Here is a 26,891-nt window from a genome sequence, read left to right on the forward strand (position 1 = left end):
GCGGATGGCCGCCTGTCACCTCTGATCAAATACAGCCTCACCGGCGCTGCCGACGAAGCGTCAGCCTCGAAACCCGCGCCCTCCCGCGCGAGCGGGTTAGTTCCCTGACCCAAATCCGTCTTCGGCAGGCCGAGCGTTCGGATGACCGCTTTGCGCCCGATGACAGTCATTCCCACGCCCGTCCATTCACCAAAAGCGGACATTGCTATTGCAGAGGGCGCGGGCAGCCTATGTGATGGGTTTCGGTCGCCGGCCCCGGCCCCAGGCCAACACGTGGATGGCCGGCATCCGAAACCCATCACATAGGCTGCCATCGGGTTGCTACTGGCAGAACGCACACTTTCTCCCCGTTGCGGGCGGTTTCGGGATCGGTCGTGGCTGGGATGCTTTGTGCCGACGGTTCGACGGGTCGTATCGTCCGAAAGAGACCGGAGTGCGTCTAAAGCTAGCCTGGCCGACCGAACCACCGCACGATTTCATAGGCAGGCATTGGTCGGCGAAAACCCTTCAGCGTCAGATCGCCAACAAGAACGGATTCGACCAGCGACTCGACAGCGCCGCGGACCCGTTGGCTAACGAGAATCTGGCGGGACTTGGCGGCCTCGCACAATCGGGCGGCATGGTTCGACACGGTGCCAATGACGGCATAGTCCGAGCGCCGATCAAAACCGATGCGCCCGATGGTTGCGTGGCCCCTGGCAATGCCGATCCCAAAGCCAAGCAAATAGTCCCGCTTGCGCCATCGCTCTGAGTGCCCGTCAATCGCGTCGCGCATCGCAGCAGCCATTGAGACGGCTCTCTCGCTGTGGTCGGCGCATGGCAGTGGATCGTTGAAAACCACGACGATACCGTCGCCCACGAACCGCTCCAGAGTCCCCTCGTGGCGGACAATTTGTTCACCAAGACAGGAATGATACTCGGCAAGAACTGTCATGACTTCTTCGGGTTCGGCGGTCTCCGCGAAGGCTGTAAAGCCGCGCAAATCGCAAAAGACAACGGTCACCTCGCGACGGTGGCTCTGCAAGAGCGCATCTCCATTGCCCGCCGCAACGATGAGGTCGGCGACCTGTTCGGGCAGGAACCGCCTAAGCCGCGCCATTCGCTCGAGCTCCGTCACCTGCTCAGCCACGGTTTGCTCGAGCGAGCGATTCCAGTCGGAAAGTTGCGCGGCTTGGTCCTCAAGGCGTTTGGCTTGGCTCGCGACAGTGTCGTGAAGCGCCTTCTGGCGCAGCATGGAGCGCACCCGCGCTAACAGCGCCCTGTGCTCGAAGGGCTTAGTCAGATAGTCGTCGCCACCGGCGTCCAGCCCCTCGACCACGTCGCGCGTGTCGGCTTTCGCGGTGACCAGAATAACGGGGATCGATCGCAGCGATTGATCGTGCTTGAGCACGCGTACCACACTGATGCCGTCGAGCTTCGGCATCATGATGTCGAGCAGGATCAGATCCGGCGTGAGTTCGCGGGCTTTCGCAAGCCCCTCTTCACCATCGGCGGCGGTTGCAACTTCGTAGCCATTCGCCTCGAGGCGCATGCGCAGGATCTCGAGGTTTTCCGGAGTATCGTCGACCGCGAGAATGCGAGCCGGATCGTGCACGGCGCTGCCTCCCTCAAGAAAGGAACCCGCGAATCTCGGAAAGCAGCTGGCGCGGACTGAATGGCTTGGCAATGTAACCATCGCACCCAGCAGCAAGGGCTTTCGCCTCGTCGCCCGACAACGCGTAGGAGGTGACGGCGATAATCGGAATGTGCCGGAGCGCCGGGTCGGCCTTGATGCGGCGAGCCGCTTCGTACCCGTCAATCACCGGGAGCTGAATGTCCATAAGTATCAGGTCTGGCTTGTGCGCTCCGGCTGCAGCGATGCCGGCGGCGCCGTCCGCCGCCTCGATCAGTTCGTATCCGGTGGTGGCAATGAGATCGCGGATGATCTGGCGGTTGTCCTCGGTGTCTTCCACCATCAGGATTCGTTTGCTCATGCGGCCCTCACGTCTTCATTCACCCGGATTGGTACCTTCAGACGGAATGTCGACCCTGACCCGATCACGGACTCGACGTCTATGGTTCCGCCATGCATTTCGACGATGCGCTTCGAGATCGCCAGGCCAAGACCCGTACCGCCCTTCTGCCTGGTACTGCTGTTGTCGACCTGCTGGAATTCTTCGAAGATGAGAGCCTGGTCCTTGGACGCGATGCCGGGACCGGTGTCTCGGACGGTCATCTCGAAGTGCCCGTCGACCGCATCGGCAAGAATATCGACCGCACCCGTTTCGGTGAACTTGACGGCGTTGCCTGCAAGATTGAGCAGGACCTGCGTCAAACGGCGTTCGTCCCCGCGGCCGATTGGAAGGTTCTCGGCAACAGTCGTTGAAAGCTCAAGACCCTTCGCCCGTGCCAGCGGCTCTACAGCCGTAACGGTCGATCGAACAATCTGCGCGACGGAGTAGTCCTCGATCGCCAGCGTGAGCTGGCCGGCTTCGATCTTGGAAAGGTCGAGTACGTCGTTGATGAGCCCGAGGAGGTGACGACCGTTTGCCTGCACGCGCGCGACGGTCGTCTTTGCCTTGTCCGGGAGTTCGCCGTAGATGCCGTCGACCAGCAGCTCTGTGAAACCCAAGACCGAATTGAGCGGTGTCCTGAGTTCGTGGCTCATATTCGCGAGGAACTGGGACTTGTGGCGGCTAGCTGCCTCCAGCTCCCGGCTTTTCTCCTCGATCTCACGGAACAGCTTGGCATTCTGGATCGCGAGCACCGATTGGGCTGCGAAGGTCTCCAGCAGGTGGACAACTTGCTCATGGAAGGCACCTGGCTTGTAGCGCCTGACGACCAGTGCACCGACGATCTTGTTGGGCCTCAGCAGCGGAACGATCAGGATACCGCGATATCCGGCTTCGACGATCGTCTTTCTTACAAGGAAGGATGAGGCCTCCTCGCTGAGGTCGGCAAACTGCACCGGCATGCAGCGCTCGGGTGCGTCGCCGATCCCCATGTCGGCCAGCCCGATCGTCTGGTGTGAGACTGCGGCTATAAGCTCATCGCTCATACCGAAGTTTGCGCGCGGACGGAATTGCTGCCGCGTGCTGCTGAACACGTAGATGGTGCCAGCATCCGTCTCCGACAACTGGACCGCTTTGGCGACGATCGTTTTCAGCACCGTATCGAGATCCAGCGTCGAATTGACCGCCTTGCTCACCTCACCAAGCGCCTCGAGCTCACCAACAGACGCGGCAAGCTCGCGCGTCCGTGACTGCACCGCCTCGAAGAGCCGCGCATTCTCGATGGCGATCACCGCCTGGTCGGCAAATGTCTCGACGAGCGCGATCTCCTTGGGATCGAAAGGTTGCGGCTCAACCCTCGTCATGACGAATACGCCAACGAGATCACCTTCCCGCGACAGCGGGGCAGCGAGGACGGTGCGGAATCCGCCTGCCTCAGCGATCAAGGCAACGCGGTAGTCCGGATCAGCGGTCACGTCTTCGATTTGCACGATCCGCCGTTCTTCGATTACGCGCCCTACGGCGGAGCCTCGGCCTGCGGCGAGCGCGGGAAGTGGATTGGCGTCGACATAAGCACGGAAACTGGGCGGGTAGCCATGCGTCGACACATAGCGGAATACGCCATCCAGCAACTGCACGATACCACCCTTGTCGGCACGGCAGAGCCTGACAGCCGATTCCACCAACGTATCGAGCACGACCTGCAGATCGAAGGTAGAGCGGCTGATGACCTTCAGAACGTCTGCGGTGGCTGTCTGCTGCTGAAGGGCTTCGTCGAGCTGCTGGGTGCGCGTCTCAATCTCCTGATACAGGCGCCCCAGCTGGTCGGAGGTCTGGTTGACATTAGCGGCGAGTACTCCAAGTTCGTCGCGATTGGCGACGGCAACCTGTTGGGCGAAGTCGCCGGCCGCTATCTGGCTGAGACGCGTCTCGATCTTCTTGACCGGTTCGATCAACGACCAGGAGATGATGTAGCCGAGCCCCAACGCCAGCAGGATACTGCCCACAGCAAACGAGACCACGATCAGTCTGGACGTGCCGTACGCACCCTCGGTCGTTTCGATGGCCACTACCATGTCGGCCTCGGCCATGTTGACCAGCTGGTTTGTCAGCCGCTCGAGGCTATCAGCCGACGGTATGATTTCATCAAGCTGAACCTTGCGCGCCTCCTCAGTGCGGCCGGCGCGGACGAGCTCTGCCACGTGCGTCACCCCGGCCGTCAGCCGTTCGTACTCTTCCCTGACCTGGCCAAGCACTTCCACCTCGGCTTTGGCGACGAACTCCATGCGGTCGAGGTCGTAGCCGAACTGGTTGAGCTGGCGCAGCGCCGCATCCAGCATCCGGTCGTCCTGAAGCAAAAGGGCGGTGGAGATGCCGTAGAGCTGGGTGGTCGTATCGTGCTGGACCTGGCGATAGGCTGCTATCCGGCGCTGCAACTTGATCAGCTCGTTTGTTTGATCATTGACCCCACTCAGCACCTGCAACCCGACGGCCCCGAGCACGATCAGCAGGCCGACAATCGACAGGAACGCGATCAAGAGCTTGGTCTGGACGCGCGCCGGCAGCCGGGCAACCCAGCCAACGAGCCGGTTCGTTATGCTATTTGGATTCGTCCAAGAGGCTGAGAAGGTCATCCCGGAACTCCTCCAGGTCGAACCGGACACCAAGATACTGTACTCGCAAGATGCCACCGGGGTCCACGAGCGACGTCAACAAGGTATGGTCGACATCTCCGTTCGCCGCCTTCTTCGCGATGACCCCGTATTTCCGTCCAACCTCATGGACAATCGCCGGATCACCGGTAAGAAACGACCAGCCCTTCAGATCGGCGCCAAAATTCTGCGCATATTCCTTCAAAACATCGGGCGTGTCGCGCTCCGGGTCGACGGTGATCGAAACGAAGGCGATTTTCGGTCCGAATGCACTACCCAACTTTTCCTGCACGCTGGCCATATGGGCGGTCAGCATGGGGCAGACGTCGGTACAGTGCGTATAGATGAATGAGACGGCGACCACCTTGCCGCGAAAGTCGTGCAGCGACACACGCACACTGTCCTGCGATACCAAGGTAAAGTCCGGCGCCTGTCCGATCGTCGGCAGGCGCTCGTCGTGCGGCGCGTCGTGCGCGTGTGCCGGCCCGGCCATCAGCGCCAGCAGCAAGATGCGCGCCGGCCACTCGCTCACGTTTTCATCTCGCGCTTGACCTCGTTGAAAAGGCGCCAATCCGTGCCGTTCGCGATGATCTCGTTTGGGCTCGACTTAACAATGCCGGCTTCATGCAGCCGCAGCGAGAAGAACCTCATCGTGTCCTCGGGATCGAAGTCGCGCCAATCAGAGTATGGGAGCTCGCGGAGCGACTGCACGGCGTAGTCGTATTGTTCGGTGTGTCCGCCATCCACCAGCAGGCGTGCCACCCGTTCCGGTTCGGCCGCGCAGATGTCGGCCGATTTGATGATGGCCCGGATGACGCGCTTGGTGGCAGCTGGATTCTTCTCGGCATACGCGGCGTTGACCGCCAGCATGCAGCAGTAATATTGTGACCACGGCCGGTCCTTGGAACTGTCGAGGATGACGTGGCCGACTTTGCGGGTGCGCAGGTCCTGAGCCTCAGGCGGAAAAGCCAGGAAGGCGTCGACCTTGCCCTCGGCGAAGAGCTCCGCCGGCTTTGCCTCGCCGACGATCCATTCGATGTCGCGTTGCGGATCGAGGCCGATATAGGTCGCCATAGCACTGACGAAGATATGCGGATCCGACGATAGATTGCCGCCGACGCCGACTTTGCGGCCCTTGAGATCCGCGATGCTCTTGATGTTCTCGCGTCCGAACAACTCGTAGCAGCCGACATGGACTCCGGAGATCACCTTGATCGGAGCGCCAGTGTCGACCGGAATGATTAGGGCCGTGGCAAAGTCAATGCCGAAGTCGATGTCGCCGCGCGCCAGCATCTCGGTCTGGGCGATACCGGCCTCGGCGGCCACGAAGCCGAAATCTGAGAACCCCTCTGCGCGGATCAGATCCTCGGCGACGTACTGCGGAGCGATGCAGATACCCGGCGCCGCCGCAAAGCGGGCGACCGTGGTTTCAGGTGCCGCTTCGGCGGCGGCCGCGTTGCGGCCCCTTGCAAGACCCGCACCTGCGAGCGCGGACAAGCCTGTGAGGAAACGGCGACGGTTCTGTACAATCTGCACGAGCTTCTCCTTCCCTTGAAAAAGACACCGCGTGTCGGCGATAGGTCTACGTCTTCAGCTCCTGCTTTAGTTGATCGAGAAAGCGCCAATCCGTTCCGGTGGCGATTATCTCTTGCGGGCTCGACTTGATTATGCCCGTTTCGTACATGCGCAGCGCGTAGAAGCGCATCGAGGCTTCGGCATCGAAATCCCGCCATCTGTCGTACCGGACGTCGCCAAGCGTTTGCAGCGCGAGTTCGTAGCTGGGGACGAAACCTCGATCGACCAGCTGCCCTGCAGTCCACAAGGGATCTGAGACACAGAGGTCGGCGCCCTTGAGTATGGACCGCAGGACGCGCTTTGTCGCCGCCGGATATCTGTCTACATAATCCGCAGTCGCGGAAATCATGCAGCAGAAGTGCTGCGACCACGGCGGGTCCGTGGTCGAGTTGAGGATCGTGTGGCCTACTTTCCTGGAGCGAAGTTCCTGTGTGCGGGGCGGTTGGCCGAGCACTGCATCGTACTTTCCTTCGACGAAGCCTTCCGCAAAATTGTGCTCTTCGATAACCCATTCGATGTCGTTGACGGGATCGAGCCCAACATAGGCGGCCATCAGAGAAACCAACAGGTATTGCGGCGAATCAAGCGTAAAGACCCCAACCCGCTTTCCCCGCAGGTCCGAGATGCCTTTGACGCTGTCGTTGGCGATCAGTTCGAGGCACCCGGAGTGCAGTCCGCTTAGTACCCTGATCGGCACTCCTGCATCGATCGACGCCAGATGAATCGGCACGTAGTTCACACTGAAATCCGTCTCGCCGTTTGCGATCCACGCCGAATGATCAACCTTCTTGTCACCTTGCACATAGCGGACATCGGTGAACCCCTCGGCGCGCAGCATCTCTCCGGCGAGGTACAGGCCCGCCCAGCAATAGGCGCCGCCGATGTACCGGGGCAGGCGGACCGAGGTGGTCTCCGGCAGCGGCTCAGCCCAGGCTTGTGTCGAGGTGCCGATAAGGCCCGCGGCGCCGGCTGACGCAGCGCCGGCTAGGAAACGGCGGCGGTTCTGGATGATCTGCATAAGCCTCTCCTTCCCTCGATAGGGCGCGCGGCGTGTTGGCGATTGCCTACGTCTTCAACTCCTTCTTCAGTTCGCTGAAGAAGCGCCAGTCGGTGCCTTGGGCCAAGAGCTTCTGGGGGGTGCTCTTGAGCATCCCGACCTCGTGGAGGCGCAAGGCGTAGAAGCGCAGGGTGTCCTCAGCGCTATACTCACGCCAACCGTAGGGGAGCCCCTTTATGACCTGGAGGGCATGGTCATAGCGCCTAGTATAGCCCTGCTCCACCAAGTACTGCGCGGACTGCTCCGGCTCGCTGGCGCAGAAATCCGCCGCTTTCAAGATGGCGCGGAGGGCGCGTTTGGTAGCCACCGGATACGTGCGGACGAACTCCCGGTTCCCAGCCAGCATGCAGCAGAAGTATTGGGACCAGGGCCGGTCCACGGTGCTGCTAATCACCACATGGCCGATCTGCCGCTCCCGCATCTCCTGCGGTTCGGGGGGAAAGCCTAGGTAGGCATCGATCTTCCCCTCACTTAGGAGCCGGATGGACTCGGGTCCCGGATGCGTGACGAAGTGTATGTGCTTATGGAGGTCCAGGCCCACATAAGCCGTCATAGCGGCGAGAAAGACGTATCGGCTGGAATCTAGCGCTGGCACGGCCACGGTCTTCCCCTTGAGGTCGCGGATCGACTGGATGCGATCGGTGCCGAACAGCTCAAAGCAGCCGACGTGGAGTCCTGCCAGGATGACGATGGGATCCCCCGCTTCCAGGCGGAGAAGGAGCGGGGCGGCGAAATGCGCACTGAGGTCGGCTTCACCAGAGGCGAGGGCCGGCGCAATGTCTGCGGTCCCCTCTTTTTGGAGGTAGTGCACCTCAGTGAACCCTTCGCTGCGCAGCAGTTCTTCGGCTACATACTGGGGGGCCTGACAGATGCTCGGAATCCGGATGAGCCGGATCCGCGTCGTCTCAGGCGGTGTCTCCGCAGCGGCTCGCCTGCGGTCGCTAGTCGTTTCCGGCGGTGGCTCTGAGGGAAGCGATTGCTGGACCCCAACTAGGCTGGCGGCGCCGGCTGCCGAAAGGCCGGCCAGGAAACGGCGGCGGTTCTGGATGATTTGCATGCCCACGTCTCCCCTTGAGACAAAAGGGATCAGGTTTTCAGCTCACGCTTCAACTCGTCGAGGAAGCGCCAGTCCGTTCCGTCGGCGATGGTCTGTTGCGGGCTCGATTTGATCATGCCCGTCTCCTGCATGCGCAGTGTGTAGAACCGCAGGGAGTCTTCAGGATCGAATTCCCGCCACCGGTCGTACCGGATATCCTTCAGCGTTTGGAGCGCGTAGTCATACGATGGGACGAAATCTCGATCGACCATCTGCCGGGCCACCCTCTGCGGATTCGACACACAGAGGTCAGCCGCCTTGAGGATGGATCGCAAGACCCGCTTGGTCGCCACTGGGTACCTGTTCACGTAGTCCGTTGTCGCGGAGACCATGCAGCAGAAATACTGTGACCATGGGCGGTCGACGGCATTGTTGAGTATCGTGTGGCCGATCTTCTTGGCGCGCAGCTCCTGCGGCTGGGGCGGCGTGCCGAGGAATGCATCGATCTTTCCTTGGACGAAGAGCTCCGTCGGGGTGGCGTCTTCAGTCAGGACCCATTGGATATCGTTCACGGGATCGAGCCCGACATAAGCGGACATGAGAGTCAGCCACACGTGTCGCGAGTTATTGAAACCATCCACGCCCACCCTCTTGCCCCGCAGATCCGCGACGCTGCGGATGCTCTCCTTGGCGATCAGTTCGAGGCATCCCGAGTGCAACCCGGTTAGCACCTTGATCGGCACGCCGGCATCGATCGACGCGATCTGATTCGGCGGAAAATTCACAGAGAAATCCGTCTCACCACGTGCGATCCACTCCGATTGGTCGACGCTCCTATCGCCTTCTACGTAGCGAACGTCGGTGAAGCCCTCTGCGCGCATCAGTTCCCCGGCGATGTAAGCGCCTGCCCAGCAGTAGGAACCACCAACCCACTGCGGCAGACGAACCGTGGTCGTTTCCAGCGGCGGTTCCGCGTGTAGTGACTTCGGAAGTCCGACGATACCGGCAGCGCCTGCCATTGCAGCACCGGCCAGGAATCGGCGGCGGGTTTGCATGATCTGCATCGGAACGCTCCTCTCTTCCGAACTGCAAAAAGGCAATCCTGGCCGGAACCGAGCAAAAGAGATTTCGGCAGAGGTAGGTGGTCTCGTGAGCGCGACGAGTAGTTGTGGATTCTAGCGCGCCCAGTCCGATGCGGGAGTCTTGCGCTCTCAGTCGCCGGCTCATGTATTAGCAATCGACGATATGCCACGATACGCCCAATTTGCGTTGGTTGCGAGCGCAAAACTTACTCCGCCAAACATCCTGCCAACGCCTCGCGGCCAGGAGACCGTTTGCGCGGTTGCGAATGCCACTTCGAGTTTCTTGCGACCGTTCCGAATGATCGCACAAAAGTCTGCTTCGGGTCAGATTGAGAAACTAAAGCTGGCTTACAGACGTCCGCTATCGTCATCCTGAGGTCCCGGAGCCGCCATTCCGCTTGGGCCCCGATCAAGACGTTCGGCGCATCGCCGCCAAGCGGCCGCTCTTTCCGCATAGCCGCCGTCCGCTGTCCTCCAGATCTGGCTACTGGCGCTTGATGCCAAGACAGAATTTGCCAACACAGATGCCCGCCCTTCGGTGCGATGCCCCCTCACCGCCCTCTGGACAGGCTCCCCAAAATCCCGCGGACGATCGCCCGTCCGACCGACGAGCCGACCGAGCGCACGACTGCTTTGATCGCCGCCTCCGCCACCGTCTGACGGTTGGAGGGCCGCGGCGCGCGGCGGCCGCCGGCTGGCTGGGGGTCGTCATTGCCGAAGCCGGGAATGGTCCAGCGCGAACGGCCGCTTTCCTGTTGCTGCGCCTGCGCCTCCTGGGCGTCCTTGGCCTTCTTCTGCAGCATCTCGAAGGCCGATTCGCGGTCGATGGTCTGGTCGTATTGTCCGGCAACCGGGCTCTCGGTGATCAGCTTGCGGCGCTCGTCGGGCGTGATCGGGCCAAGCCGCGATGACGGCGGGCGGATCAGCGTCCGCTGCACCATGGACGGCACGCCCCCGGCTTCCAGCGTCGAGACCAGCGCCTCGCCCGTGCCGAGCTGCGTGATCACGGTTGCGCAGTCGAAATCGGGATTGGGCCTGAACGTCTCGGCCGCCGTCTTGACGGCCTTCTGTTCGCGCGGCGTATAGGCACGAAGTGCGTGCTGCACCCGGTTGCCGAGCTGGGCCAGCACCGTTTCAGGGATATCCAGCGGATTCTGCGTGACGAAATAAACGCCGACGCCCTTCGAGCGGATCAGCCGGACCACCTGCTCGACGCGGTCGATCAGCACCTTCGGCGCGTCGTCGAACAAAAGATGCGCCTCGTCGAAGAAGAAGACCAGCTTCGGCTTGTCGGGATCGCCGACCTCGGGCAGTTCCTCGAACAGCTCCGACATCAGCCACAGAAGGAACGTCGCATAGAGCCGCGGATTCATCATCAGCTTGTCGGCGGCGAGCACGCTGATGGCGCCGCGTCCATCGCGCGTGGTGCGCATGATGTCGGATATCCGCAATGCCGGCTCGCCGAAGAAATTCGCGGCTCCCTGCTGCTCCAGGACCAGCAGCGTGCGCTGGATCGCGCCGACCGAAGGTTTCGTCACATTGCCGTAGCGGGCGCCGATCTCTTCGGCGCGGTCGGCGATATTGGCCAGCAGTGACTGCAGGTCCTTCAAATCGAGCAGCAGAAGGCCTTCCTCGTCGGCGATGCGGAAGGCGATGTTCATGATGCCTTCCTGCGCGTCGGAGAGGTTCATCAGCCGCGACAGAAGCAGCGGCCCCATCTCCGAGATGGTGGCGCGGATCGGGTGGCCCTGTTCGCCGAACAGATCCCAGAAGATGACCGGGAATTCCTGGAATTCGTAAGGATCGAGCTTGACCTGCTCGGCCCGCTTGACCAGGAAATCCTGCGCTGTGCCCATCATGGCGATACCCGACAGGTCGCCCTTGATGTCGGCGCAGAATACCGGCACGCCGGCATTGGAGAAACCCTCGGCCAAAATCTGCAGGGTCACCGTCTTGCCGGTGCCGGTCGCGCCGGTGACCAGGCCGTGACGATTGCCATACTGCAGCAAAAGCTGTTCGGGCCGCTGATAGCTGTCGTCCGGCTTGCGGCTGGCCCCTATGAAGATACTGGTATCGTCGGCCATGTGTCCGGTCTCCGCAAACCCCTAGGATTGAATGCCCTGATCCCTTGAAGAAAAGGGAGCCCCGCCGCAGGTATAGTGAGGCCATTGCGCAGCGACAATGGGCACCGTCGAAAATGGCTTTTGGAGCTTGCGGAACCTGCCCATGTTTGGCAATCGGTTGACGGTCGGCATCACGGAAGGCGTGTTGCACGGCATGTGTGCTGCATTGTGATATCGGGCCGGGGACCGTAGACTGACATAGTCGGCCGCTGCGGCCGCTAGAACGAGGAGAACCGATGGGCGCCGGTGCCTTGACCCAGGATGCCGAACTTCCGAACGCCGACCGGCAACGATGGCTGGCGCTGGCGGAGAAGGCGCTGGCCGGCGGGTCCTTCGAGGAAAAGCTCGTCTCACATACGGACGACGCCATCCGCATCGAGCCGCTCTACGAGCGTTCGGTCACGGCGGAGCCTGTCGTGCGCGCCAACCCGGGATTACCGTGGATCGTCAGCCAGCGCATCGACGATCCGGACATAGGCCGCGCCAGTGCGCAGGCGCTGGAAGACGTCGCGCAGGGTGCCACCGGACTGTCGCTTGTCTTCGAGGGTGCGCCGAACGCCTTCGGCTATGGCTTGCCGAGAACGGCGGAGGCGCTGGAGGGCGTGCTCGACGGCGTGCCGCTCAACCGCATCCAGATCCGCATCGACGCCCATCCCTGGAGCCGTGCCGTGGCCGACTGGCTGGTGGCGTTTTTGACCAAGCGCCGCTCCGACCCGGCAAAGCTCAACCTCTCCTTCGGCATCGATCCGGCGGCGATCTTTGCCGGGACCGGCAGGCTGCGCATGTCGATCGAGGCTTTGCAGGCTTCGATGCCGCAGTCGCTGGCGCATTTCTTTTCGATGGGGGTGCCCGGCGTGCTACTGGAGGCCGACGGGCGGGTATTCCACAATGCCGGCGCCACCGAGGCGCAGGAGCTTGGCACCATGCTCGCCTCGGCCGTCTCCTATTTGAGGCTGTTCGAGAAGGCGCGCCAGCCGCTCGTCTACGCGGCGCCGCATATCGGTTTTGCGCTCAGCGTCGACCAGGACCAGTTCGTGTCGACGGCCAAGGTCAGGGCGTTGCGCAGGCTGTGGGCGCGTGTCCAGGAGGCCTGCTCGATACCGCCCTCCACCGCCAGCATCCATGCCGAAACCTCCTTCCGGATGATTACGGCGGCCGACCCGGAAACCAACATCCTGCGCACCACCATCGCCGCTTTCGCGGCTGCCGCCGGCGGCGCGGATTCGATCGCCATCCTGCCGCACACGATCGCGCACGGCCTGCCCGCGGGCTTTGCCCGCCGCGTTGCCCGCAACGCGCAACTGATCATGGCCAGCGAAAGCCACGTCGATCACGTCGCCGATCCGGTTTGCGGTTCGGGCGCCGTCGAAGCGCTGACTGCGGAGCTCTGCGCGGCGGCCTGGCAGGAGTTCCAGCAGATCGAGGCGGAAGGCGGCGTGCTGACCAGCCTTGAGCAAGGCCACATCCAGAGGCGCGTCCAGGCAGCTTCCGCCCGCCGCAACGCAGCCTACCAGGCGGGCGAACGGGCGATCGTCGGCACGACGCTGCACCCGTCGAAGACCGAGCGTCCGGTCGAGACGCTGGCGGCGGAGCGGCGGCCTGCCTTCACCGAAGGCGTTGCGGTGTGCGAGCCGCTATTTCCGATCCGCATCGATCAGTCGATCGGAGCCGTACCATGATCCCGGATTTCAGCCAGATCGGCTGGTCGCCGCCACGGCGGGTGCCGGTCGAGGTCAAAGGCCAGCGGATGACGCCGGAAGGCATCGCCGTCAAGCATCTCTACAACCAGGGCGATCTCAAGGGCTTGCCGCACCTCGATACCTATCCGGGCCTGCCGCCTTTCGTGCGCGGCCCCTATCCGACGATGTATGTCCAGCAACCCTGGACGATCCGGCAATATGCCGGCTTCTCGACGGCCGAAGAGTCCAACGCCTTCTACCGGCGCAACCTTGCCGCCGGCCAGAAAGGCCTGTCGGTCGCCTTCGATCTCGCCACGCACCGCGGCTACGACAGCGACCATACGCGCGTCGCCGGCGATGTCGGCATGGCCGGCGTCGCCATCGATTCCATTCTCGACATGCGCCAGTTGTTCGACGGCATCCCGCTTAACGAGATGACGGTATCGATGACGATGAACGGCGCGGTGCTGCCGATCATGGCGCTCTATATCGTCGCGGCGGAGGAACAGGGCGTCGCGCAGAAGGATCTCACCGGGACCATTCAGAACGACATCCTGAAAGAGTTCATGGTGCGCAACACCTACATCTATCCACCAAAACCTTCGATGCGGATCGTGTCGGACATTTTTTCCTACACGTCGAAGCACATGCCGAAATTCAATTCGATTTCGATCTCCGGCTACCACATGCAGGAGGCAGGTGCGACGGCGGACCTCGAGCTCGCCTACACGATTGCCGACGGTATCGAATATGCCCGCGCCGGCGTCGCGGCCGGCCTCGACATCGACCGTTTCGCGCCGCGCCTTTCCTTCTTCTGGGCGATCGGCATGAATTTCTTCATGGAAGTCGCGAAGCTGAGAGCAGCGCGCCTTTTGTGGGCCAGCCTGATGCTGAAGAACTTTTCGCCGAAAGACGAGCGCTCGCTGTCGCTGCGCACCCATTGCCAGACTTCGGGCTGGTCGCTGACGGCGCAGGATCCCTACAACAACATCATCCGCACCATGATCGAGGCGATGGCGGCGACTCAAGGGCATACGCAGTCGCTGCACACCAATTCCTTCGATGAGGCAATGGCGCTGCCGACCGACCATTCGGCCCGCATCGCCCGCAACACACAGCTCATCCTGCAGAAGGAATCCGGCACGACGCGCATTATCGACCCGTGGGGCGGCTCCGCCTATGTCGAACGGCTGACACATGATCTGGCGGCGCGTGCGCTTGCGCATATCGAGGAAGTCGAGAGCCTCGGCGGCATGGCTGCGGCGATCGAAAAGGGCCTACCGAAGCTGCGCATCGAAGAGGCTGCCGCGCGTACCCAGGCGCGCATCGATTCAGGCGAACAGATCGTGGTCGGTGTCAATGCCCACCGTCCCGGCGCGGACATCGAAGTCGACGTGCTGAAGATCGACAATGCCGAGGTCAGGGCACGGCAAATGTCGAAGCTGCAGCGGCTGAAAGGCACGCGTGACGTCGCCGCCGTCGAGAGCGCGCTCGATGCGCTTACCCGTGCTGCCGGGAGTAACGGAAACCTGCTGGAATTCGCCATCCGGGCCGCACGCGCCAACGCCACGGTCGGCGAGATTTCGCTGGCGCTGGAAAAGGTTTTCGGCCGCCATGTCGCCTCGGTGCAGACGATCTCCGGGGTCTATCGCAACGCGCTCGGCGACAATCCGGTGGTCGACCGGCTGCAGGACAAGATCGTAGCGTTCGAGGAAAAGTCCGGCGGCAAGCCGCGCATTCTGGTCGCCAAGATGGGGCAAGACGGCCATGATCGCGGCCAGAAAGTGATCGCCACCGCCTTTGCCGACCTAGGCTTCGACGTCACCGTCGGGCCGATGTTCCAGACTCCGGACGAGATCGCCAGGCTGGCGGTCGAGCATGACGTACACATCGTCGGCGCCTCGTCGCTGGCAGCAGGCCATTTGACGCTCATTCCCGAACTCAAGCTTGCACTGAAGAAGTTGGGCCGCGACGACATGCTGATCGTCGCCGGCGGCGTCATCCCGCCGCAGGATTACGACTCAGTCCGGCAGGCAGGCGCCACTGAAATCTTCCCGCCCGGCACGGTCATCCCGGAAGCTGCGGAGCGGCTGATGGATCGGCTGCTGCAGGCCGGCTGACGCTTTGTTATAATGTCTGTTGTAACAAGAAGCACGCTGAGTTATAATCAGCGTTGCAACAGGATGCCTCACCATGAACACGACCATTCGCAAGATCGGCAATTCCGAAGGCGTGATCCTGCCGAGGGAGCTTCTCGACCGCCTGAACCTGAAGGCTGGCGACCAGCTTCAAATCGTCGAAACAGGTGACGGCCTTGCGCTGAAGCCGGTGGACGACAGCTTCGAGCAGCAAATGAAAGCCGCCCGCGAGGTCATGGACAAATACAAGGTCGCGCTTCAGAAGCTCGCCGAATGAGCTGGGAGTTTCTGACGCGGCGTGCAGTCGAAGCGATGCACGCGGAGCAGTTGCGCCGACACGGCGGAGCACAAGGCTTGAGGGATGAAAATGCCCTCGAATCGGCGCTCGCTCGCGCCGAAAACAAGGCCAACTGCGGAGACCCGTCGGTTGAGGAATTCGCAGCCACCTATGTCTTCGGCATTGCCAGAAATCATTCCTTTGTGGACGGCAACAAACGCACGGCCATTGTCGCGGCCGGCGCATTTCTGATTGTGAATGGTTATGCCCTGTCGGCCAATGACGGCATGCTTTACGAATTCGTCATGGGCGTCGCCGCCGGCGAAATCGACGAGGCTGGTGCCGCGGCGTTCTTCCGCGATCATGTCGTCAAACTCGAAGACTAACTGTCGGAGAGCTTGACGATCTCCCATTCCTTGCCGTTGACCACGGCAACTTCGCCGACCTTCTTGCCGAACAGCGCCATCGCCATCGGCGACATATGGGAAATTGTCCCTTTGCCCGGATTGGCTTCGTCCTCGCCGACGATCTTCCAGTGCACCTTCTTGCCGTCGTCGCTTTCCAGGGTGACACCCATGCCGAAACGAACCAGGTCGCTGCCCGGTTCGGGCACCGAAAGCTCGGCGCTTTCACGCCGCGCCGTCCAATAGCGGAGATCACGCGACACCAGCGCGATGCGCTCGCGGTCGGCCCTCTTCTCGGCTCTGCCCAGTTCGTCGCGCAGAGCGGCCACCTCGGCATCGATCAGCGCCATGCCGCGTTCCGTGACCAGATTGCGGTGATGGCTGATCGGCCGCTCGCCGATGCCGGCGATGGCGTTTTCGCTGTCTTCCTCGCGGGTGAAGGCCCTGCTCATCCGACGAACTTAGGCTTGCAATGGCGACTCCACAAGCCATTGCTGATGAAGCTCAGTAACAGCTGCTTGGGGTGTAAAGCTGACCATGCGAATGCCTCAACGCGCTATCGCGCTTAGAGCGCCGTAAGGCTAAGGTCCGGCTGCGCAATTAGATAGCGGAGCCCCTTGGTTCCGACGTCGCCTCGCTCAGCGATATTGAAGCCGAGCCGGCCGAGATCCGCTGCGATTTTGTCCAAATCGACGTAACCATGCCGGTGGAGCCGAAACGTGCTCTTCCGGCGCGGCGGTTTTGCAAAATCGACAATAAGCACGCGACCGCCCGGCTTCAGGACGCGGAAGGCTTCTCTGCCAAAATCCTCGCGGCCCTTCTTCGGAAGATGGTGGAACATCAGCGTGCTGAGGACGACATCAAATTCCCCATCCTTGAAAGGCAGTTCCTGAGCGGTGGCGGTCGAGAACCCGACTTGTAACCCGGCCCGCCGGGCCTTTGCCGTTGCGCGCGCAACCATTTCGGCGGAGGCGTCGACGCCGTCCACACGCCCCTCCGGCCCCACCTTCTGTCTGACGAGGAGCGCGGTGGTGCCGGTGCCGCACCCGACATCCAGGACCACTTCTCCCGGTTTCAGCTCCGCAAAGCTTAATATCCTTTCGCGAAAAGCACGTTCGCGACCGAAGGTCAGAAGCCACGCCAGCATATCGTACAGGGCGGCGGAATGAAGCGTGATGCCGACATGCGGCGCCTTCTCCTCGCCGGCGGCCGGTCTGCGGTCCTTGGCGGACAGCCGCCCGTGAGCGCTTTGCCATATCAATAAGCTCGCGACTACGACGAGTGCACCAGCATGAAGCAGGAGGACGGGAACTCCCAAGGAAAAGACCGCATTTGCCTGTCCCAACGAGAAAAATGCCGCGAGCACCACGGCCACTTTGACGAGCGCGACTAGCGCATGCCCTCCAACTATTGTTCCGAAAAGACGTTGGTGCATTGCTTTATCTCCGGCCAGCCGTGCATCGCGCTGGGCCTTCCGCAAGAGCATAGGATACTGGACAGTGTGTCCAGTATCAGTTTTACTGGCCACATCGCACCGACGCGCCCAATACTGGACGATTTGGTGTCCTTTGGCCGGAAAAGGATGTTGCCGATGCCAGCCGGACCGATCGACCGTCGGGTCGCCAGGACCCGCAGCCGACTGCAGCAGGCGCTTTTCAGACTGACCGCCGAGAAGGGATATACGGCGATCACGGTCGAGGATATCTGCAGGGAAGCCGATGTCGGCCGCTCGACTTTCTACACACACTATCCCGACAAGGACCGCTTGAGGAAAGCAACGATCGACGACCATCTGAAGACCTTGCAGGCGCACGGTGCCGAACGCTATTCGCAGCGAAACGCCAAGGGCTTTTCCTTCAGCGGTCCGGTGTTCGAGCATGCTCTTGCCACGCGGGAGATGCACCGTGCGCTGATGGGCGGGAAAAAGCGCGAAATGCCAGAAGAGATCCGCGGCTGGATAAGCAGGCAGGTTCGCCATGAGTTGGCGAATATCCAAGGTGATCAAGGCGGGGCCAGACTTGAGATCGCCACACGCTTCATCGTTGGCGCGTTCTTTGAAGTGATGCACTGGTGGCTTGAGAGGGATACGAAGCTGTCCCCCGCGGAGATCGACCAGACATTCCTGCAACTTGCCTTCAACGGGGTAAATGCGGTGATCGCTGAGCCAACGAGGATCGAATAGGGGCCAAGCGTCAGATTTTCACCACGAGTTCGACCGGGCTAGTCTGGCACGAATCCTGCGGCGTGAGCGTTGGACGCAAGGATCTGTGCCGATGTTGAACAGACGAACGCTGCTTGCGCAGACCGCCGGCTTTGCCGTCATGGGGCTTTCGCTCGGCAAGGCAGCGGCGAAAAACCTTCCCGGCATCGAGAAAGCCGCGATGCGTGGCGCGATCAACGCGACCGAGCGCGGCGTCCGGCCCGGCGCGCTAGACGATCAGAGCAAGGCTTTCACCAAGCTGCTGCGCGACGCGCACGACCGCGACATGCCGGTGTTCCTGCCGCCGGGGATCTATATCGTTTCCAACCTGTCGCTGCCCGGCCGCGTGCGCCTGTCCGGCGTGCCGGGCGCATCGCGGATCGTCTATGGCGGCAATGGCCATCTCATTATGGCCGAACGGGCCGAGCATATCGAACTCAGCGGGCTGGTGTTCGATGGCAGCAACCGCTGGATGGGCGACTACACGCAAGGCCTGCTCGATCTGCGCCGCATCGCCCATCTGGTCGTCGACAACTGCCAGATGACCGGCAGCGGCAAGAACGGTCTGGCGCTCGAACATGCCTCGGGCCGAATCGAGCGCTCGGCGATATCCGGTGCGGCCGATGCCGGCATCTATTCGGTCGAGGCCGATGGCCTGGAAATATCAGGCAATAGCGTCTCCGACTGCGCCAATGGCGGCATCTTCGTGCACCGCTGGCAGGCGGCGGAAGACGGCACCATCGTCAGCGGCAACCGGATCGAGCGCATCCAGGCGCGCAGCGGCGGAACCGGCCAGAACGGCAACGGCATCAATGCGTTCCGCGCCGGCAACGTCATCATCTCCGGCAATATTGTCTCGGATTGCGCGTTCTCGGCGATCCGCGCCAACAGTTCCAGCAATTTGCAGATCACCGGCAACACCTGCTCGCGTTCGGGCGAGACGGCCGTGTATTCCGAATTCTCGTTCGAAGGCGCCGTCATCGGCAACAACATCGTCGATGGTGCTGCGAACGGTATTTCGATCGTCAACTTCAACGAAGGCGGCCGCATGGGCGTGTGCTCCGGCAACATCGTCCGCAACCTGTCGACCAGCGGTCCCTACCCTGCGGACGCGCCCGGCTTCGGCGTCGGCATCAGCGTCGAGGCCGACACCACCGTTTCCGGCAATGTCGTCGAGAATGCGCCGCTCTACGGCATGCAGATCGGCTGGGGACCGTTCATGCGCAATGTGGTCGCCACGGGAAACATCGTCCGCAAGGCCGGAACCGGCATCGTCGTCAGCGTGGTCGAAGGTGCCGGAACGGCAATCATCTCCGACAATGTCATCGACCGAGTCCAGAACGGCGCGATCGTCGGCCAACGCTGGGCCGAGCGAGTGACCGGTGACCTCGCCGCATCAGGCAATGCCGGCTACGCGCATTTGACCGTCGAGCGCAACCACGTCAGTTGAGGGTGGCCGTCGGCCGGAGCGCGCCGACCTTGGCGCCGATCCGGCTCTCGACGGGCGGATTTGCCTGTTCGATCAATTTCGCAGCGAGCGCCTGGTCGGCGTGCAGCAGCTTAGCCAGCACGGCCGCGACCATCACTTCAGCGGCGCGGCCGGCGCCATCGTCGCATTTCAGCGCGATGCCAAGGCCGAGCTCCGGAAGGGCGGCGCAAAAAACACCTTCGGCGCCTCCCTTGACGAAAATCCGGCCCGGCGCGGCCTCCATCATCGCGACATCGGACCTGCCCGTGCCGGCGACGAAAAACGGCTCGGCCATGCAGGCAGAAAGCAGCCGCTTCGCCGCCCGGGCGCGCACCGGCTCGAAGCCGGCACCTGTCGCCATGCGGGCAAAGCCAAGGGCAAAGCTGCGCAACGGCACGGCATAGGTCGGAATCGAGCAGCCGTCGGTGCCGCGGTGATCGGCGTCATGGGCAGCACCGGTCACCGCCTGCATCGCTTCGCGCACCATCTCCTGCGAAGCATGGCCAGCCTTGACGTAACCACGATGGGCGATGCCGCTGTGAACGCAGGTGCATAGGAAGCCTGAGTGCTTGCCGGAACAATTGTTGTGCAAGGTGTTCGGCGCACGGCCGGCGCGCGCGAGCGCCAGCGTCGCCCCGTGGCTCGACGGCCAATGCGCACCGCATTCGAGTGCCGTCTCGTCGAGGCCGGCTTTCGCCAGCATGGCGCGCGCCAGCTCGACATGTGGCGGCTCGCCGGAATGGGAGGCGCAGGCCAGCGCCAGCTCCCGGTCACCGAAGCCGTAGGCATCGGCAGCGCCGCTCTCGACCAGCGGCAGCGCCTGGATCGCCTTGACCGCCGAACGCGGGAACACCGGCTGTGCCGTGTCGCCGATCTCCCAGACAGGCTTGCCGTCAGCGTCGAAGACGGCAACAGCGCCGCGATGGGCGCTCTCGACGATTGCGCTGCGCAAGACTTCGACCAGAACCGGATTTGTCATGTCACCTCCCGCAAATGCGGGCGGGTTTATCTGATCCGGTCGAGAATGGAAACGTAGTTGGCGACCGCGGCGCCGCCCATGTTGAAGATGCCGCCGAGCTTTGCTCCCGGCACCTGGATGCCGCCCGCCTCGCCGACGAGCTGCATGGCGCCCAGCACATGCATGGATACGCCGGTGGCGCCGATCGGATGGCCCTTGGCCTTCAGCCCGCCCGACGGATTGACCGGCAGCCTTCCATCTTTCGCCGTCTCGCCATCCAGGGCCAGCTTGGCGCCCTCGCCCGGCTTGGCCAAGCCCATCGCCTCATACTCGATCAGTTCGGCGATGGTGAAACAGTCATGCGTCTCGACGAAGGACAGGTCGCCGAGCGTCACGCCCGCCTGCTTCAGCGCCTGGTTCCAGGCCTGCTCGCAGCCTTCGAAGGCGAGAATGTCGCGCTTCGACATCGGCAGGAAATCCTGAACATGCTCATTGGCGCGGAAGGCGACGGCGCGGCGCATCTTCAGCGCCGTGGCCGTGTCGGCAAGGACAAGCGCGGCGGCACCGTCCGACACCAGCGAGCAGTCTGTGCGCTTCAGCGGACCGGCGACGAAGGGGTTTTTTTCGCTTTCCTGCCGGCAGAACTCGTAGCCGAAATCCTTGCGCATCTGCGCGTAGGGATTGTCGACGCCGTTCTTGTGGTTCTTGGCGGCGATCATCGCCAGCGCATCCGATTGGTCGCCGTAGCGCTGGAAATAGGCTTGGGCGATCTTGCCGAAGACGCCAGCGAAGCCTGCCGGCGTGTCACCGTCCTCCGGCAGATACGAGGCCTTGAGCAGGTTCTTGCCGATCTCGGGACCGGGCGTCGTCGTCATCTGCTCGGCGCCGACCACCAGCACGATACGGGCGGCATTGGCGTCGATGGCGCGGATGCCTTGCCTGACCGCCGCCGAGCCGGTGGCGCAGGCGTTCTCGACGCGGGTCGCCGGCTTGAAGCGCAGCCGGTCATCGGCCTGGAGGACCAGGCTCGCGGTGAAATCCTGGGCGGAAAACCCGGCGTTGAAGTGGCCGAGCACGATCTCGTCGACGTCATCTGGACCGATGCCGGCATGATCGAGCGCCTCGACTGCCACCTTGGTGATCAGGCCCTCCAGCGTCTCGCCTTCGAGCTTGCCGAAGCGCGAATGCGCCCAACCGACGATGCATGCTGTCATGGCGATCTCCATCCTGTGGACCCGGGCTACGCGATACTGCGCGCGCATCAGCATTGTTCAAGCATGAACCGTTTCGCAGGCCTCGTGAAGGGGCCAGAACCGCACAATCGCTTGATCTTGATCATCTGGTCATAGTGCCTGGCTTTTGCCAGCAAATCAGGTCGGATTTTTGTTGATTGATGCGTCAATAAAAAATAATCTTGTCCCAACAGGCCGGAGCAGGAATGCCGAAACTCGGAATGGAGCCGTTGCGCCGCAGGGCGCTCATCGACGCAACGATCTCGGCGATCGGCGAGCGCGGTTCGCTTGATGTGACGATGTCGGAAATCGCCGGGCGCGCCGGCGTGTCCTCGGCGCTTGCCCACCATTATTTCGGCGTCAAGGACGAATTGCTGTTGGCGACGATGCGGCACATCCTGAGCGAGCTCACCGCCGATACGCGCCGTGCACTTCGCGCGGCCGGCACGGCGCGCCAGCGCGTCTCGGCGGTGGTCGCGGTCAATTTCTCCGACATCCAGTTCCAGCCCGAAACGATCGCCGCCTGGCTCGCCTTCTATGTCGAGGCGCAGAAATCGGCAGCACTCCGCCGGCTGCTCAAGGTCTATGCGCGCCGGCTGCATTCCAATCTGCTCAGCGGGCTGGCCGGCATCCTGCCGAGAAGCGAGGCCGACCGGGTCGCCGAAGCGACCGCGGCGCTGATCGACGGGCTCTATATCAGGCGCGCGCTGAAGGACGGTGTTCCCGATGCCGCGACCGCGATTGCACTGGTCGAGGACTATCTCGAAACGAAGCTCAGCGGACGGCAGAAGCAGTGACATCCAAGCGACCCAACATCCTGATCGTCATGGTCGATCAGCTCAACGGAACGCTGTTTCCGGATGGGCCGGCGGACTTCCTGCACGCGCCGCATCTGAAGGCGCTCGCCGCGCGTTCGGCGCGTTTTTGCAACAATTACACGGCCTCGCCGCTCTGCGCGCCGGGCCGCGCCGCATTCATGAGCGGCCAGTTGCCGTCACGCACCGGGGTCTATGACAACGCCGCCGAATTCGCGTCTTCGATCCCGACCTTTGCCCATCATCTGCGCGCCGCAGGTTATCACACCTGCCTCTCCGGCAAGATGCATTTCGTCGGGCCGGACCAGTTGCACGGTTTCGAGGAGCGGCTGACCACCGACATCTATCCGGCCGATTTCGGCTGGACACCCGACTATCGCAAACCCGGCGAGCGCATCGACTGGTGGTATCACAATCTCGGCTCCGTCAGCGGCGCCGGTACTGCCGAGATCACCAACCAGCTGGAATATGACGACGAGGTCGCCTTCCATGCGGTGCAGAAGCTTTATGATTTTGCCCGCGTCTCCGACGATGCCGCACATCGGCCCTGGTGCTTGACGGTTTCCTTCACCCATCCGCACGATCCTTACGTCGCACGGCGGCAATACTGGGACCTCTACGAGGATTGCCCGGCGCTCGAGCCTGAGGTCGGCTTCATTCCCTACGACAGGCAGGACCCGCATTCGCAGCGGCTCTACCGCGCCAGCGACTATGACAGGTTCGACATCACCGCTGAGCAGATACGCCGCGCACGGCGCGGCTATTTCGCCAATATCTCCTATCTCGACGACAAGCTCGGCGAATTGATGTCGGTGCTCGAGCACACACACATGCTCGACGACACGATCATCCTGTTCTGCTCGGACCATGGCGACATGCTGGGCGAGCGCGGCCTGTGGTTCAAGATGTGCTTTTTCGAAGGTTCGGCGCGGGTGCCGCTGATGATCGCCGGCAAGGGCATCGCCGCCGGCCTGATCGGCACGCCGGTCTCCAATCTCGACGTGACGCCGACGCTTTGCGACCTCGCCGGCATCGACATCAGCGCGATTGCGCCGTGGACTGACGGCCAGTCGCTGCTGCCGTTGCTGAACGGAAAGAAACGCTCCGCGCTGGTGCTGATGGAATATGCCGCCGAAGGCTCCAATGCGCCGATGGTGGCGATGCGCGAGGGCCGCTACAAATTCATCCATTGCGAGATCGATCCGCCGCAACTGTTTGATCTTGAATCGGATTCGCAGGAACTGACCAATCTCGCCGCCGATCCGGCCAATGCGGCATTGGTGGCCGCTTTCACCGACAAGGTGCGGGCGCGCTGGGACATGGCGGCCTTCGACGCGGCGGTGCGTGCCAGCCAGGCACGCCGCTGGGTGGTCTACCCGGCGCTGCGCAACGGCACCCATTATCCCTGGGAATTCCAGCCGCTGCAGAAGGCATCGGAGCGCTACATGCGCAACCACATGAACCTCGACCTGCTCGAAGAGCAGAAGCGCTTTCCGCGAGGCGAATGATGGCAGATAGTCTCGTCCCCTCGCTCGACCATCTCAGGCAGGCCTATGCCGTCACCTCCAAGGCGACGCAGGTTACGCCGCTGCTGGAATCGGCGGCACTCGCGCGCGAGACCGGCGCCGCCCGCGTCTTCGTCAAGGCCGAATCGCTGCAATGGGCAGGATCGTTCAAGGTGCGCGGCGCCTACTGGCGGCTGAAGAAGCTCTCGCCTGACGAAGCCAAAAAGGGCGTCGTCGCCTACTCCTCCGGCAATTTCGCGCAGGGGCTAGCGGCGGCTGGCCAAGCGCTTGGCATTCCCGTCACCATCGTCATGCCGATCGACGCGCCGGCCGCCAAGCGCGACGCCACATTGGGTTACGGCGCGCGCGTGGTGCTGACTGACCATGGCGAGCGCGCGCGTGAGGAAGTCGCCGCCGCCAAGGCGCGCGAGATCGCTGCGAGCGAAGGCCTGGCGCTGCTGCACCCGTTCGACGATCCGGAGATCGTCGCCGGCCAGGCCGGTGCCGGGCTGGAGGCACTCGACCAGATCGCCGCCAGGCAAGCGGAGGCCGATCTCTTGTTCTGCTCGGTCGGCGGCGGCGGCCTGATCGGCGGTGTTTCACTGGCCTTTCACTATCTGTCGCCAGCCACGAAGATCATCGGCGTCGAGCCGGAAGGTTTTGACGGCATGGGCTCGTCGCTCGCGCATGGCGCCATCGAAACCATGCCGATCGGACCGAAATCGATCTGCGACGGGCTGATGTCGCGGCGGCCCGGCGACGCGCCGTTCGCAGCGGTGAAGGCCGCCGGCGTTCGCGGCGTTACCGTCGACGATGCTTCGGTGCGGCGCGCCATGCGCCTCGCCTTCGAGCGGCTGAAGCTGGTGCTCGGGCCATCCGGCGCTGCTTCGCTGGCGGCGTTGCTCGGCGGCAAGGTCGACGTCACCGGCAAGACCGTTCTCGTAATGGCAACCGGCGGCAACGTCTCGCTGGCCGATTTCATTGCGCATATGAACCACGGGCGCGCATGAACCATGCTTGAAGCGGATTTCGTCATCATCGGCTCCGGCTCGGCCGGTTCGGCCATGGCCTACCGGCTGTCGGAGGACGGCAAGCATTCGGTGATCGTCATCGAATATGGCGGCAGCGATATCGGCCCGCTGATCCAGATGCCGTCGGCACTGTCGATCCCGCTCAATATGAGCCTCTACGACTGGGGCTTTGCCAGCGAGCCGGAGCCGCACCTCGGCGGCCGCGTACTGGCGACGCCGCGCGGCAAGGTCATCGGCGGCTCGTCGTCGATCAACGGCATGGTCTATGTGCGCGGCCATGCCCGCGACTTCGACCATTGGGCCGAACAGGGCGCGACCGGCTGGGGCTTTGCCGATGTGCTCCCGTACTTCAAGCGCATGGAGGACAGCAATGGCGGCGAGAATGGCTGGCGCGGCCACGGCGGCCCGCTGACTGTGCAGCGCGGCTCGAGGACGAACCCACTCTACGGCGCCTTCGTCGAGGCAGGCCGTCAGGCCGGTTTCGAGCTGACCGACGACTATAACGGCGCGAAGCAGGAAGGCTTTGGGCCGATGGAGCAGACCATCCGCGGCGGCCGTCGCTGGTCGGCCGCGAGCGCCTATCTGAGGCCGGCGCTGAGGCGGAAAAATGTCAGCCTGGTCAAGGGTTTCGCCCGGCGGGTAATCATCGAGAATCAACGCGCCACCGGCGTCGAGATCGAAGTGCGCAAACGGATTCAGGTGGTCAGAGCGCGACGCGAGGTGATCGTGGCCGCGTCCTCGATCAACTCGCCCAAGATCCTGATGCTGTCCGGCATCGGCCCCGGCCAGCACCTTAGGGAGAACGGCATCCCGGTGATCGCCGACCGGCCCGGAGTCGGCCGCAATCTGCAGGACCATATGGAACTTTACATCCAGCAGGAATCGACAAAGCCGATCACGCTGAACTCCGTCTTGAACCCGTTCTCGAAGGCGCTGATCGGGGCACAATGGCTGTTCTTCAAATCCGGCCTCGGTGCCACCAATCATTTCGAGGCGGCCGCCTTCGTGCGCTCGCGCGCCGGCGTCGACTATCCCGATATCCAGTATCACTTCATCCCGGCCGCGGTCCGCTATGACGGCAAGGCGGCGGCCAAGGCGCATGGTTTCCAGGCGCATGTCGGGCCGATGCGGTCGAAGTCGCGCGGTTCAGTCACGCTGCGCTCGCCCGATCCCAAATCGAACCCGGTGATCCGCTTCAACTACATGTCGCATCCGGACGACTGGACGGAGTTCCGCCACTGCATCCGGCTGACCCGCGAGATCTTCGGGCAAGCGGCCTTCGATCCGTACCGAGGCAAGGAACTGTCGCCGGGCTCGCATGTACAATCGGATGAAGAGCTCGACGCCTTCATTCGCGACCACGCCGAAAGCGCCTACCACCCTTGCGGCACCTGCAAGTTGGGCCGTGCCGATGATGCGATGAGCGTCGTCGATCCGGAATGCCGCGTCATTGGCGTCGAAGGGCTTCGGGTCGCCGATTCCTCGATCTTTCCACGCGTCACCAACGGCAATCTCAACGCGCCGTCGATCATGACCGGCGAGAAAGCCGCCGACCACATTCTAGGGCGTACGCCGCTGCCACCGTCCAACCAGGAACCATGGATCAATCCGCGCTGGCAGGTGTCGGACAGATAGGCCATGATCCGGCGGACGCATATTCCGCATGCCG

23 protein-coding genes are annotated in these 26,891 nt (G+C 62.8%); 10 read left to right on the forward strand and 13 right to left on the reverse strand.

Annotated features, from left to right (window positions below; translation table 11 throughout):
* Positions 1-445 precede the first annotated feature (445 nt).
* The 9 genes from NKI18_RS18415 to NKI18_RS18455 all read right to left on the reverse strand — a co-directional run bounded on the left by NKI18_RS18415 (position 446) and on the right by NKI18_RS18455 (position 11,476).
* A complete protein-coding gene (locus NKI18_RS18415) occupies positions 446-1,594 on the reverse strand; it encodes an adenylate/guanylate cyclase domain-containing protein (RefSeq protein ID WP_352618519.1) in 1,149 nt (382 codons plus the stop codon).
* A 13-nt stretch (positions 1,595-1,607) separates the two neighbouring features.
* The gene (locus NKI18_RS18420) at positions 1,608-1,955 is read right to left on the reverse strand and encodes a response regulator (protein WP_352618521.1); all 348 of its coding nucleotides are present in this window, start codon (positions 1,953-1,955) and stop codon (positions 1,608-1,610) included.
* Between the two features lie 14 nt (positions 1,956-1,969).
* Positions 1,970-4,528 (reverse strand): GAF domain-containing protein, encoded by a 2,559-nt coding sequence (locus tag NKI18_RS18425; protein WP_353020216.1) that lies wholly within the window; start codon positions 4,526-4,528, stop codon positions 1,970-1,972.
* Positions 4,529-4,589: 61 nt separating this feature from the next.
* The gene (locus NKI18_RS18430) at positions 4,590-5,150 is read right to left on the reverse strand and encodes an SCO family protein (protein WP_352618526.1); all 561 of its coding nucleotides are present in this window, start codon (positions 5,148-5,150) and stop codon (positions 4,590-4,592) included.
* A gap of 20 nt (positions 5,151-5,170) precedes the next feature.
* On the reverse strand, positions 5,171-6,178 hold the full coding sequence (locus NKI18_RS18435) for an ABC transporter substrate-binding protein (protein ID WP_352618529.1): 1,008 nt from the start codon (positions 6,176-6,178) through the stop codon (positions 5,171-5,173).
* 46 nt (positions 6,179-6,224) lie between these two features.
* Positions 6,225-7,235, reverse strand: coding sequence for an ABC transporter substrate-binding protein (locus tag NKI18_RS18440; protein ID WP_352618531.1), 1,011 nt, complete (start codon positions 7,233-7,235; stop codon positions 6,225-6,227).
* A gap of 46 nt (positions 7,236-7,281) precedes the next feature.
* Entirely contained in the window at positions 7,282-8,331 is a 1,050-nt protein-coding gene (locus NKI18_RS18445; protein WP_352618533.1) for an ABC transporter substrate-binding protein, read from the reverse strand.
* 29 nt (positions 8,332-8,360) lie between these two features.
* Complete coding sequence (locus tag NKI18_RS18450; RefSeq protein ID WP_352618536.1) at positions 8,361-9,374, reverse strand: ABC transporter substrate-binding protein; 1,014 nt, start codon at positions 9,372-9,374, stop codon at positions 8,361-8,363.
* A 569-nt stretch (positions 9,375-9,943) separates the two neighbouring features.
* Complete coding sequence (locus NKI18_RS18455) at positions 9,944-11,476, reverse strand: helicase HerA-like C-terminal domain-containing protein (protein ID WP_353020219.1); 1,533 nt, start codon at positions 11,474-11,476, stop codon at positions 9,944-9,946.
* A gap of 275 nt (positions 11,477-11,751) precedes the next feature.
* Here NKI18_RS18455 and NKI18_RS18460 point away from each other — a divergent pair, with 275 nt between their 5' ends.
* The 4 genes from NKI18_RS18460 to NKI18_RS18475 all read left to right on the forward strand — a co-directional run bounded on the left by NKI18_RS18460 (position 11,752) and on the right by NKI18_RS18475 (position 15,995).
* Entirely contained in the window at positions 11,752-13,194 is a 1,443-nt protein-coding gene (locus tag NKI18_RS18460) for a methylmalonyl-CoA mutase subunit beta (RefSeq protein ID WP_352618541.1), read from the forward strand.
* Positions 13,191-15,314 (forward strand): methylmalonyl-CoA mutase, encoded by a 2,124-nt coding sequence (scpA, locus tag NKI18_RS18465; protein ID WP_352618544.1) that lies wholly within the window; start codon positions 13,191-13,193, stop codon positions 15,312-15,314. Before NKI18_RS18460 ends, scpA begins: the two co-directional genes overlap by 4 nt.
* Positions 15,315-15,387: 73 nt before the next feature.
* The gene (locus NKI18_RS18470; RefSeq protein WP_352618547.1) at positions 15,388-15,609 is read left to right on the forward strand and encodes an AbrB/MazE/SpoVT family DNA-binding domain-containing protein; all 222 of its coding nucleotides are present in this window, start codon (positions 15,388-15,390) and stop codon (positions 15,607-15,609) included.
* Positions 15,606-15,995, forward strand: coding sequence for a type II toxin-antitoxin system death-on-curing family toxin (locus NKI18_RS18475; protein ID WP_352618549.1), 390 nt, complete (start codon positions 15,606-15,608; stop codon positions 15,993-15,995). The genes NKI18_RS18470 and NKI18_RS18475 overlap by 4 nt, the downstream gene beginning before the upstream one ends.
* Here the strand turns inward: NKI18_RS18475 and NKI18_RS18480 are convergent.
* Both NKI18_RS18480 and NKI18_RS18485 read right to left on the reverse strand, forming a co-directional pair.
* Complete coding sequence (locus tag NKI18_RS18480) at positions 15,992-16,465, reverse strand: GreA/GreB family elongation factor (RefSeq protein WP_352507466.1); 474 nt, start codon at positions 16,463-16,465, stop codon at positions 15,992-15,994. The two genes, NKI18_RS18475 and NKI18_RS18480, sit on opposite strands and share 4 nt — an antisense overlap.
* Positions 16,466-16,578: 113 nt before the next feature.
* Positions 16,579-17,388: a class I SAM-dependent methyltransferase gene (locus tag NKI18_RS18485; protein ID WP_352618552.1), complete on the reverse strand. Its 810-nt coding sequence runs from the start codon at positions 17,386-17,388 to the stop codon at positions 16,579-16,581.
* A gap of 21 nt (positions 17,389-17,409) precedes the next feature.
* On the opposite strand from NKI18_RS18485, the gene NKI18_RS18490 reads away from it, so the two are divergent.
* Positions 17,410-18,195, forward strand: a complete 786-nt coding sequence (locus NKI18_RS18490; protein WP_352618555.1) for a TetR/AcrR family transcriptional regulator — start codon at positions 17,410-17,412, stop codon at positions 18,193-18,195.
* 91 nt (positions 18,196-18,286) lie between these two features.
* Complete coding sequence (locus NKI18_RS18495; RefSeq protein WP_352618558.1) at positions 18,287-19,663, forward strand: TIGR03808 family TAT-translocated repetitive protein; 1,377 nt, start codon at positions 18,287-18,289, stop codon at positions 19,661-19,663.
* Here the strand turns inward: NKI18_RS18495 and NKI18_RS18500 are convergent.
* Both NKI18_RS18500 and NKI18_RS18505 read right to left on the reverse strand, forming a co-directional pair.
* Entirely contained in the window at positions 19,656-20,660 is a 1,005-nt protein-coding gene (locus NKI18_RS18500; RefSeq protein WP_352618561.1) for an asparaginase, read from the reverse strand. The two genes, NKI18_RS18495 and NKI18_RS18500, sit on opposite strands and share 8 nt — an antisense overlap.
* A 26-nt stretch (positions 20,661-20,686) precedes the next feature.
* The gene (locus NKI18_RS18505; RefSeq protein WP_352618563.1) at positions 20,687-21,853 is read right to left on the reverse strand and encodes an acetyl-CoA acetyltransferase; all 1,167 of its coding nucleotides are present in this window, start codon (positions 21,851-21,853) and stop codon (positions 20,687-20,689) included.
* Between the two features lie 224 nt (positions 21,854-22,077).
* Here NKI18_RS18505 and betI point away from each other — a divergent pair, with 224 nt between their 5' ends.
* Genes betI through betA form a run of 4 tightly spaced genes read left to right on the forward strand, consistent with a single transcriptional unit; the run spans position 22,078 to position 26,857 of the window.
* Positions 22,078-22,668, forward strand: coding sequence for a transcriptional regulator BetI (betI, locus tag NKI18_RS18510; RefSeq protein WP_352454288.1), 591 nt, complete (start codon positions 22,078-22,080; stop codon positions 22,666-22,668).
* Positions 22,665-24,194, forward strand: coding sequence for a choline-sulfatase (gene betC / locus NKI18_RS18515; protein WP_352618566.1), 1,530 nt, complete (start codon positions 22,665-22,667; stop codon positions 24,192-24,194). The genes betI and betC overlap by 4 nt, the downstream gene beginning before the upstream one ends.
* The gene (locus tag NKI18_RS18520) at positions 24,194-25,201 is read left to right on the forward strand and encodes a threonine/serine dehydratase family protein (protein WP_502900719.1); all 1,008 of its coding nucleotides are present in this window, start codon (positions 24,194-24,196) and stop codon (positions 25,199-25,201) included. Before betC ends, NKI18_RS18520 begins: the two co-directional genes overlap by 1 nt.
* 3 nt (positions 25,202-25,204) lie before the next feature.
* Complete coding sequence (betA, locus tag NKI18_RS18525) at positions 25,205-26,857, forward strand: choline dehydrogenase (RefSeq protein ID WP_352618572.1); 1,653 nt, start codon at positions 25,205-25,207, stop codon at positions 26,855-26,857.
* Positions 26,858-26,891 lie beyond the last annotated feature (34 nt).

Origin of the sequence: Mesorhizobium sp. M0800, from assembly GCF_040320095.1 — a bacterium.
Lineage (GTDB): Bacteria > Pseudomonadota > Alphaproteobacteria > Rhizobiales > Rhizobiaceae > Mesorhizobium.

What these genes read in the sequence shown, in the direction of transcription:
- NKI18_RS18420 (WP_352618521.1), bottom strand. Translation starts at nt 1,955, where the DNA reads ATGGTGGAAGACACCGAGGACAACCGCCAGATCATCCGCGATCTCATT.
- NKI18_RS18440 (WP_352618531.1), bottom strand. Translation starts at nt 7,235, where the DNA reads ATGCAGATCATCCAGAACCGCCGCCGTTTCCTAGCCGGCGCTGCGTCA.
- NKI18_RS18445 (WP_352618533.1), bottom strand. Translation starts at nt 8,331, where the DNA reads ATGCAAATCATCCAGAACCGCCGCCGTTTCCTGGCCGGCCTTTCGGCA.
- NKI18_RS18450 (WP_352618536.1), bottom strand. Translation starts at nt 9,374, where the DNA reads ATGCAGATCATGCAAACCCGCCGCCGATTCCTGGCCGGTGCTGCAATG.
- NKI18_RS18455 (WP_353020219.1), bottom strand. Translation starts at nt 11,476, where the DNA reads ATGGCCGACGATACCAGTATCTTCATAGGGGCCAGCCGCAAGCCGGAC.
- NKI18_RS18460 (WP_352618541.1), top strand. Translation starts at nt 11,752, where the DNA reads ATGGGCGCCGGTGCCTTGACCCAGGATGCCGAACTTCCGAACGCCGAC.
- scpA (WP_352618544.1), top strand. Translation starts at nt 13,191, where the DNA reads ATGATCCCGGATTTCAGCCAGATCGGCTGGTCGCCGCCACGGCGGGTG.
- NKI18_RS18470 (WP_352618547.1), top strand. Translation starts at nt 15,388, where the DNA reads ATGAACACGACCATTCGCAAGATCGGCAATTCCGAAGGCGTGATCCTG.
- NKI18_RS18475 (WP_352618549.1), top strand. Translation starts at nt 15,606, where the DNA reads ATGAGCTGGGAGTTTCTGACGCGGCGTGCAGTCGAAGCGATGCACGCG.
- NKI18_RS18480 (WP_352507466.1), bottom strand. Translation starts at nt 16,465, where the DNA reads ATGAGCAGGGCCTTCACCCGCGAGGAAGACAGCGAAAACGCCATCGCC.
- NKI18_RS18490 (WP_352618555.1), top strand. Translation starts at nt 17,410, where the DNA reads ATGCCCTCCAACTATTGTTCCGAAAAGACGTTGGTGCATTGCTTTATC.
- NKI18_RS18495 (WP_352618558.1), top strand. Translation starts at nt 18,287, where the DNA reads ATGTTGAACAGACGAACGCTGCTTGCGCAGACCGCCGGCTTTGCCGTC.
- NKI18_RS18500 (WP_352618561.1), bottom strand. Translation starts at nt 20,660, where the DNA reads ATGACAAATCCGGTTCTGGTCGAAGTCTTGCGCAGCGCAATCGTCGAG.
- NKI18_RS18505 (WP_352618563.1), bottom strand. Translation starts at nt 21,853, where the DNA reads ATGACAGCATGCATCGTCGGTTGGGCGCATTCGCGCTTCGGCAAGCTC.
- betI (WP_352454288.1), top strand. Translation starts at nt 22,078, where the DNA reads ATGCCGAAACTCGGAATGGAGCCGTTGCGCCGCAGGGCGCTCATCGAC.
- NKI18_RS18520 (WP_502900719.1), top strand. Translation starts at nt 24,194, where the DNA reads ATGGCAGATAGTCTCGTCCCCTCGCTCGACCATCTCAGGCAGGCCTAT.
- betA (WP_352618572.1), top strand. Translation starts at nt 25,205, where the DNA reads ATGCTTGAAGCGGATTTCGTCATCATCGGCTCCGGCTCGGCCGGTTCG.